This is a genomic window from Arthrobacter sp. AL12 (genome assembly GCF_029960645.1).
GTDB lineage: Bacteria > Actinomycetota > Actinomycetes > Actinomycetales > Micrococcaceae > Arthrobacter.
This window is the reverse complement of the sequence record NZ_JASBQY010000003.1, coordinates 238,961-246,578: the sequence shown is the minus strand read 5'-3', so window position 1 is coordinate 246,578 and position 7,618 is coordinate 238,961. Positions and strand designations below refer to the sequence as shown.

Here is a 7,618-nt window from a genome sequence, read left to right as displayed (position 1 = left end):
TGCTCACCCACGGGACATGCCCAGTCTTCGAGCCCGCGAGTGCGCACAATGGCATGATGTCCATTCCTGAGCCCGCAGGGAGGGCATGTCCCGCGGGAGGGGGTGCCTGCTACGCGTCCGAAAGGTGCGCGATGGTCGCCGTCGCCCGCCGTTGCGCTTCCTGCGGCACGTCACGGACGATGTCCTTGAGGAAGCTGTAGCGCCGGAGCCACTGGCTGCTCTGGCGTTCCTTCCGGGCGTTGGCGCGCTGCCACCAGTCGGCGATGTCCCCCCACCCGGGTGCGGCGAGCGAGCCGCCGACCTCCTGAACGGCCAGGGCGGCGCAAAGATTGGCGAACCGCAGCCGGTCGCCGAGCGGCCAGCCCGCCAGGCAGCCGACGATGAAGGCGGCGCCGAAGCAGTCCCCCGCGCCGGTCGGATCGTAGGCGGACACCGGCAGCGAGGGCACCCATTCCTCTTCACCCGTTTCGGAGTCCACGGCCATGGCACCCTGGGGCCCCAGGGTCACAACCGCGACCGGGACCTTGTCCGCGAGCGCGTAGAGCGCCGCCCACGGGTTGTCGTGGCCGGTGAAGGCCATCGCCTCATGCTGGTTCGGCATAAAGGCGTGGAAGTACTGCAGATTGTCCAGCCGCGCCGAGGACCAGATACCCGAGGGATCCCAGCCGACGTCGCCGAACAGCCGGACCCCGGCCTTGTACGCGTCCAGCGCCCACGGCTCCAGCTCCTCGCCAAGCTCGGCGACGGCGGCGAGCGCCGGCGGAGGGCAGCCGACCAGTTCGCTGGAGCTCACCGGCGCCGGATGGCCGTGCGTCACCATGGACCGGTCGTGGTCCACGCTGAGGGACACCGTGACCGGGGAGTGCCAGCCGGCGATCTTCCGGGACAGCGACAGGTCAACGTGTTCCTGTCCGGCCAGGATCTTCCAGTTGTAGTCGCCGTAGCCGTCATCACCGAACGCTGCCGCCAGTCCGGTCCGCAGCCCCAGCCGTGCTGCGGCGATGGCCTGGTTGGCGATGCCTCCGGGGCAACTGCCCATCCCGTCGCTCCAGATCTCGGTCCCGGCGACGGGCGCGTGCGGGAGCCCGGTGAAGATGATGTCCTGGAAGACGGTCCCGGTCAGCAGCAGATCGAAGCCCTCCGCCGCCGGGGTTCGGACGGAGGAAAGCGGGTCAAAGCGCCGCGTCGGTATCGCGTCCATGTATGCACAGTACGCCGTCCGCGTAGCCCTGGAAAGGCGCCTGCCGGGCCCGGAAGCTGCCGAAGTGCATAGACTGTCGGCATGCGGCTGATGATTGCCGGGGGCGGCGGATTCCGGGTACCGCTGGTTTACCGGGCGCTCTGCGCGGGACCCTTCGCCGGGCTGGTCCGGGAACTGGTGCTGTACGACGTCGATCCCGGCCGCCTCGCCGCCATCAACGCCGTCCTGGCCTCGTTCGCGGGGCAGTACCCGCCCGGCGCTGCCGCCTTTCCCGCGGTCCGAGCCACGACCTCCCTGGCCGAGGCGCTGCACGGCACGGACCTGGTCTTTGCCGCGATCCGCCCCGGCGGGACAGCCGGCCGCACCGCCGACGAGCGGGTGGCCCTGGACCTTGGACTCCTGGGCCAGGAGACCACGGGGGCCGGCGGCATCTCCTACGCGCTGCGGTCCATTCCACGCATGCTGGATCTCGCCGCCCAAATGCGGGTCCACTGCCCGGACGCGTGGCTGCTGAACTTCACGAACCCAGCAGGCATGGTCACCGAGGCCCTGGTCCCGGTGCTCGGCCGCAGGGTGGTCGGCATCTGCGATTCGGCCAGCGGGCTGGTGCACCGCGCGGCGGTCGCCGCCGGCGTCGCACTGCCGGAGGGCACGCTCGACGGCGTGGGCTACTACGGACTGAACCACCTCGGCTGGCTGTACCGGCTGGTCTCCGGCGGCCGGGACGCGCTGCCCGGGCTGCTGGCCGACGCCGACGCCCTGGCCGGTTTCGAGGAGGGACGGCTGTTTCCGCAGCCCTTCCTGGCGAACCTGGGATGCCTGCCGAACGAATACCTGTATTACTACTACGAGACCGGACGCGCCCTGGCCGGCATCCGGTCCGCTCCCACGACCCGCGGCGAGTCCATCGACCGGCAGCAGTCCGAGCTCTATCCGCGGCTCGCGGCGGCCGGGCCGGAGGCCTTCCGGCTGTGGGACGCCGCGCGCCGGTCCCGCGAGGAGGGCTATCTCGCCGAGGCCCGTGCCGCCGGCGAGCGCCGGGACGAGACGGACCTGGCTGGCGGCGGCTACGAGCGCGTCGCCCTCGCGGTGATGCGCGCCCTCTCCGGCGGCGGCGCGGCCGAGCTGATCCTGAACACCCCCAACACCGCCGGGGTTAGCGGCGCCGGCGGGAGCGCCGCTGTGCCGGCCATTCCGGGGCTGCCCGCGGACGCCGTCGTCGAGGTTCCCTGCCGGGTGACGCCCGACGGCGTGGTGCCGCTGCCGCAGGAGCGCCCGGCACCGGCGCAACTGGCGCTGCTCCGGCAGGTTAAGGACGTCGAAAGGCTCGTCGTGGCGGCGACCAGCCGGGACGCGGGGTCGACCGGCCCGGGACGCCGGGACGCGGCGCTGGCGGCATTCGCCGGGCACCCGCTGGTCGGCTCCGCGGACCTCGCGGACCAGTTGCTGGCCGGGTATGAGGCCGCGTTCCCGGAACTGAAGGAGCTCTGGCGCAGGGAGCCCTGAGACCCCCGGCGCTACAGCCTGCGGTACATCAGATGCAGGCCCACGTAGCCCAGCCGCGGGTGCAGGAACGCTTCCGGGATGGTGGCGAGCACCTCGAAGCCCAGCGACTGCCAGGCGGCCACGGCGCGGACATTGCTTTCCACGACGGCGTTGAACTGCACGGCGCGGAATCCTGCAGCCCGCGCCGCATCGAGCGAGTACGCGCACAGCCCGCGGGCCACGCCCTGCCCCCCGTGCGCCGGGTGGACCACGTACCCGGCATTGGCGACGTGGCTTCCGCCGCCGCTATGGTTCGCGTGCAGCTCGCCGGTGCCCAGCACGACGCCGTCGAACTCCCCGCGGCCCACGGCGACGAAGGTCTGCCCCGGGGGCTGTTTGAACCACCGTTCGCGGGCCCGGTGCTCGGTCGTGTCCCGGTCCCAGGTGAAGGTCTCCCCGGCCCTGATGACGGGTTCCAGGATCCCCCAGATCGCCGGCCAGTCCGCGCCGGCGGCGGGGCGGATGTCCCAGCCCGGGGTGGTGGAACCGGTCTCGTCGCGTGTGCTCACAGCCGTCACGTTAGCAGCATGGCCGGCGCTGTGACCGGCGCCGCCCGCCGGCCTATGAACCGGCACGATTTTCAGGAGTAGTGTTTTATCGAAATGCAGTTCCGGGCGCACAGGGAGGAGGGGCGAAGCATGTCGCTGATCCGCCGCGTCGCGTTCCTCTCCCTGCACACCTCCCCGATGGAGCAGCCCGGGTCCGGCGACGCCGGGGGAATGAACGTGTACATCCGCGCCCTCGCCGCGGCCCTCGCCGATACCGGCGTCGAGGTGGAGATCTTCACCCGGTCCACCTCCGCCGGCCAGGCCGCCGTCGAGCACCCCTCCCCCGGGGTCTGCGTGCACAACGTCATCTCCGGCCCGGCCCGGAAGCTGCCCAAGGAAGAACTTCCCGAACTGCTGCACAGCATGGTCGCCGAAATCGACCGCATCCGGCAGCTCCAGCCGCACGGGCGCTACGACGTGATCCATTCGCACTACTGGGTGTCCGGGGTGGCCGGGCTGGAGCTCGCCAGCCTGTGGGGACTGCCGCTTGTGCACACCATGCACACCATGGCGAAGGTGAAGAACCTGCTGCTGGTCTCCGGCGAACAGCCCGAGCCGCGGCGGCGCGAGGACGGCGAACAGCGGATTGTCGACGGCGCCACCAGGCTGATCGCCAACACCGGCACCGAAGCTGCGGAACTGGTCTCGCACTATCACGCGGACAACGACCACATCGATGTGGCCCCGCCGGGGGTGGACCTGGACATCTTCACACCGGCGTTCCGCAGCCGGGCCCGGGCCGCGCACGGGGTCCCGCCGGCCCGGTTCCACCTGCTGTTCGCCGGCCGGATCCAGCGCCTCAAGGGCCCGCAGATCCTCATCAAGGCCGCGGCCCTGCTCCGGGACCGGCGTCCGGACATCGACCTGCAGCTGACCATCGTCGGAGCGGTCAGCGGGGCCAAGGACTTTGATCTGAAGTCGCTGATCAGTGCCGCCGGAATGGACGACGTCGTCACCCACCATCCGCCGGTCAGCGCACCGAAACTGGCCGACTGGTACCGTTCCGCCGACGTCGTGGTGATGCCGTCCTACAGCGAATCGTTCGGCCTCGTCGCGCTGGAGGCCCAGGCCTGCGGCACGCCGGTGGTCGCCACCAAGGTCGGCGGGCTGTCCCGCGCCGTGTTCGACGGCCGGACCGGGATGCTCGTGGAGGGCCACAAGGCCGCCGACTGGGCCGACGCCCTCGAAGCCCTGTACGACGACCCCGCAACCCGCGAGGACATGGGCCGGGCAGCCTCCCTGCACGCGCAGGAATTCGGCTGGCACCGAACCGCCGCCATCACGCTGGAGAGCTACCACACCGCATTGAGCCAGTACTTTGGAAACCTGACCATTCCGGTGGGCCACACGCCCGCACCCGGAACCATCGGCCGATAACTGCGGCCTGAACCCCTGGCCGGCACACCCCACCGCCACGAGCCAAAGGACGACGATGTCTGAAACCACGATTCCCGGATCAGCCGCCACAGCAGCCGCGGGAGCTGGCACCACGGGAGCTGCGGATACTGCCGCGCCGGACGCGGGCGCCGCGGGCACGGCGGTGCCGAGTGATCTGGAGATCGCGCAGCGGGCCACGATGCGCCCGATCGAGGAGATCGCCGCGGCGGCCGGGATCAACGCCGAGGCGCTGGACTTCCATGGCCGTTACAAGGCGAAAATCGACCCCGCCAAGCTCACCGGTGCAACGGCCGGTGCTGCGTCCCGCGTCCCCGGCAAGGTGGTGCTGGTGTCCGCGATGTCGCCCACCCCGGCCGGTGAAGGCAAGTCCACCACGACGGTGGGGCTGGCGGATTCCCTGGCCCGCGCCGGCCACAAGGTGATGATCGCGCTGCGCGAACCGTCGCTCGGGCCGATCCTGGGCATGAAGGGCGGCGCCACGGGCGGCGGCTACTCCCAGGTGCTGCCGATGGATGAGATCAACCTGCACTTCACCGGCGATTTCCACGCCGTCACCTCGGCGAACAACGCCCTGATGGCCCTCGTGGACAACCACATCTACCAGGGCAACGAGCTGAACATCGACCCGCGCCGGATGACTTTCAAACGCGTGCTGGACATGAACGACCGCTCACTGCGCGAGGTCGTGATCGGGCTCGGCGGCCCGACGCAGGGCATCCCGCGGCAGGACGGCTTCGACATCACAGTGGCCTCGGAGATCATGGCGGTGTTCTGCCTCGCAACGGACCTCGCGGACCTCCGGGAGCGGCTGGGCCGGATCACCTTCGGGTACACCTACGACCGGCAACCGGTCACGGTGGCCCAGCTGGGTGTCCAGGGCGCCCTGACCATGCTGCTCAAGGACGCCATCAAGCCAAACCTGGTGCAGACCATCGCCGGGACCCCGGCCCTGGTCCACGGCGGCCCGTTCGCGAACATCGCCCATGGCTGCAATTCCCTGATCGCCACCCAGACCGCCCGCAGCCTGGCGGACATCGTCATCACCGAGGCCGGCTTCGGCGCGGACCTGGGCGCGGAGAAGTACATGGACATCAAGTCCCGCGTCGCCGACGTCGCGCCGTCCGCCGTCGTCATTGTCGCGACCGTCCGGGCCCTGAAGATGCACGGCGGCCTCCCCAAGGACCAGCTCAAGGAACCCAACCTCGACGCGCTGGCCGCCGGCGTCGTCAATCTTCAGCGCCACGTGCGGAACGTGGAGAAGTTCGGCATCACCCCCGTGGTGGCGATCAACAAGTTCAGCACCGACACCCGGGAGGAGCTGGACTGGCTGCTGGAATGGTGCGCCGCGGAGGGCGTCCAGGCGGCCGTGGCCGATGTCTGGGGGCGCGGGGGCGGCGGCGACGGCGGCGACGAACTCGCGGCCAAAGTCGCCGCGGCCATTGAGGCGCCGCACACCTTCCGGCACCTGTACCCGCTGGAGATGTCGGTGGAGGACAAGATCCGGACAATCGTGCAGGAGATCTACGGCGCCGACGGCGTGGACTTCTCCGTCCCGGCGCTCAAGCGGCTCGCGGAGATCGAGAAGAACGGCTGGTCCGGCTTCCCGGTCTGCATGGCGAAGACCCAGTATTCCTTCAGCGACGACGCGAGCAAGCTCGGCGCCCCGAAGGGGTTCACCGTGCACGTCCGCGATCTCATCCCCAAGACCGGTGCGGGCTTCATCGTGGCCCTCACCGGCGCGGTCATGACCATGCCGGGGCTCCCCAAGGTCCCGGCCGCGATGCGCATGGACGTCGACGCCGAAGGCAACCCCGTCGGCCTCTTCTAACCCAAGTTGCGCTATCACTTTTGGCTGCCATTTCCGGAGAATAGGGCCCAAAAGTGATAGCGCAACGGGCCCTTGTGGATAACCGGAGCGGGGATCCTGCGTTCGGATAAGAATGGTCCGCATGCGACCACCAGCAGCCCTGCCGGCCCACCTCGCCGCGGCCCCGTTCACCGTCTACGAGGCGCGGGCTGCGGCCCTGGGCAGCTCCCGGCTCCGCGCTGCCGATCTCGCGACGGCCGGCCGGTTGCTCTACCTGCCCGCCGGCTGGGAGTTTGAACTCCGGGATCTGGCCCGTGCCCTGTCGGCCGCGACGCCGGGCGCGTGGATTTCGCACCTCACGGCCGCGATGCTGCTGGGCCTGTGGCTTCCTTCGTGGTTCCGCGGGTGCCGGGAACTGCATCTGAGCAAACCCAAGGTTCTACCGCCGGTGCGGCGTGCGGGTGTGGTTGGGCATACGGTTCTTGCGTTCGACGACGAGCTTATGGTCTGGGACGGAATCCGGATTTCGACGCCGGCCCGGACCTGGCTGGACCTGGCCCGCATCCTGCCGCTGAAGGATCTCGTCGCGGTCGGCGACCAGCTGGTGCGCCGGCCCCGCCCTGGACTGGAGGGCCGCACGGAGCCCTGGGCGACCCTTCCCCAGCTCGCGGCGATGCTCAGACGGCACCCGAAACTCAAGGGAATCGTGAAAGCGCGCCAGGCGCTGGAGCTTATCCGGCCCGGCTCCGACTCCGCGCCGGAAACATTCCTGCGCCTGGCGTTGACCGAGGCCGGGCTGCCGGAGCCCGAACTGCAGCTGCGGATTGTCCCGGGCGACCCCTACTCCCCCGCTGCGGACCTGGGCTACCGGAGCCATCGGGTCGCTATCCAGTACGACGGCGGACACCACCGCACACCCGAACAACAGTCCCGCGACAACCGCCGCGACGAATCGTTCAACGCGGCCGGCTGGCGCTATTTCAAGTTCAACTCCGACGACCTGGCGGATAACTTCCGCGGCGCCGTACAACGCGTCCGGGCGGACCTTCGCCCCCGTTAAACGCCCGTTGCCCTATCACTTGTTGCGGGCAAACCAGGGGTTTGGGCACCGTAAGTGAT

6 protein-coding genes are annotated in these 7,618 nt (G+C 70.0%); 4 read left to right on the top strand and 2 right to left on the bottom strand.

Annotated elements, in window-relative coordinates; genetic code table 11:
- Positions 1 to 109: 109 nt before the first annotated feature.
- Positions 110 to 1,201, bottom strand: coding sequence for a carbohydrate kinase family protein (locus tag QK291_RS05590; RefSeq protein ID WP_282379884.1), 1,092 nt, complete (start codon positions 1,199 to 1,201; stop codon positions 110 to 112).
- Between the two features lie 81 nt (positions 1,202 to 1,282).
- Between QK291_RS05590 and QK291_RS05585 the strand changes: the two genes are divergently transcribed.
- The gene (locus QK291_RS05585; protein WP_282379883.1) at positions 1,283 to 2,707 is read left to right on the top strand and encodes a 6-phospho-beta-glucosidase; all 1,425 of its coding nucleotides are present in this window, start codon (positions 1,283 to 1,285) and stop codon (positions 2,705 to 2,707) included.
- 11 nt (positions 2,708 to 2,718) lie between these two features.
- Here the strand turns inward: QK291_RS05585 and QK291_RS05580 are convergent, their stop codons facing one another.
- A complete protein-coding gene (locus tag QK291_RS05580; RefSeq protein ID WP_282379881.1) occupies positions 2,719 to 3,255 on the bottom strand; it encodes a GNAT family N-acetyltransferase in 537 nt (178 codons plus the stop codon).
- Positions 3,256 to 3,384: 129 nt separating this feature from the next.
- Between QK291_RS05580 and mshA the strand changes: the two genes are divergently transcribed.
- From mshA to QK291_RS05565, 3 genes are all read left to right on the top strand, one after another.
- Positions 3,385 to 4,671 (top strand): D-inositol-3-phosphate glycosyltransferase, encoded by a 1,287-nt coding sequence (gene mshA, locus QK291_RS05575; RefSeq protein WP_282379879.1) that lies wholly within the window; start codon positions 3,385 to 3,387, stop codon positions 4,669 to 4,671.
- A gap of 55 nt (positions 4,672 to 4,726) precedes the next feature.
- Complete coding sequence (locus QK291_RS05570) at positions 4,727 to 6,520, top strand: formate--tetrahydrofolate ligase (protein ID WP_282379877.1); 1,794 nt, start codon at positions 4,727 to 4,729, stop codon at positions 6,518 to 6,520.
- 121 nt (positions 6,521 to 6,641) lie between these two features.
- Positions 6,642 to 7,559 (top strand): DUF559 domain-containing protein, encoded by a 918-nt coding sequence (locus tag QK291_RS05565; RefSeq protein WP_282379875.1) that lies wholly within the window; start codon positions 6,642 to 6,644, stop codon positions 7,557 to 7,559.
- Positions 7,560 to 7,618 lie beyond the last annotated feature (59 nt).

Excerpts from the sequence above, each read along its gene's own strand:
- QK291_RS05590 (WP_282379884.1), bottom strand. The coding sequence starts at position 1,201 with ATGGACGCGATACCGACGCGGCGCTTTGACCCGCTTTCCTCCGTCCGA.
- QK291_RS05585 (WP_282379883.1), top strand. The coding sequence starts at position 1,283 with ATGCGGCTGATGATTGCCGGGGGCGGCGGATTCCGGGTACCGCTGGTT.
- mshA (WP_282379879.1), top strand. The coding sequence starts at position 3,385 with ATGTCGCTGATCCGCCGCGTCGCGTTCCTCTCCCTGCACACCTCCCCG.
- QK291_RS05570 (WP_282379877.1), top strand. The coding sequence starts at position 4,727 with ATGTCTGAAACCACGATTCCCGGATCAGCCGCCACAGCAGCCGCGGGA.
- QK291_RS05565 (WP_282379875.1), top strand. The coding sequence starts at position 6,642 with ATGCGACCACCAGCAGCCCTGCCGGCCCACCTCGCCGCGGCCCCGTTC.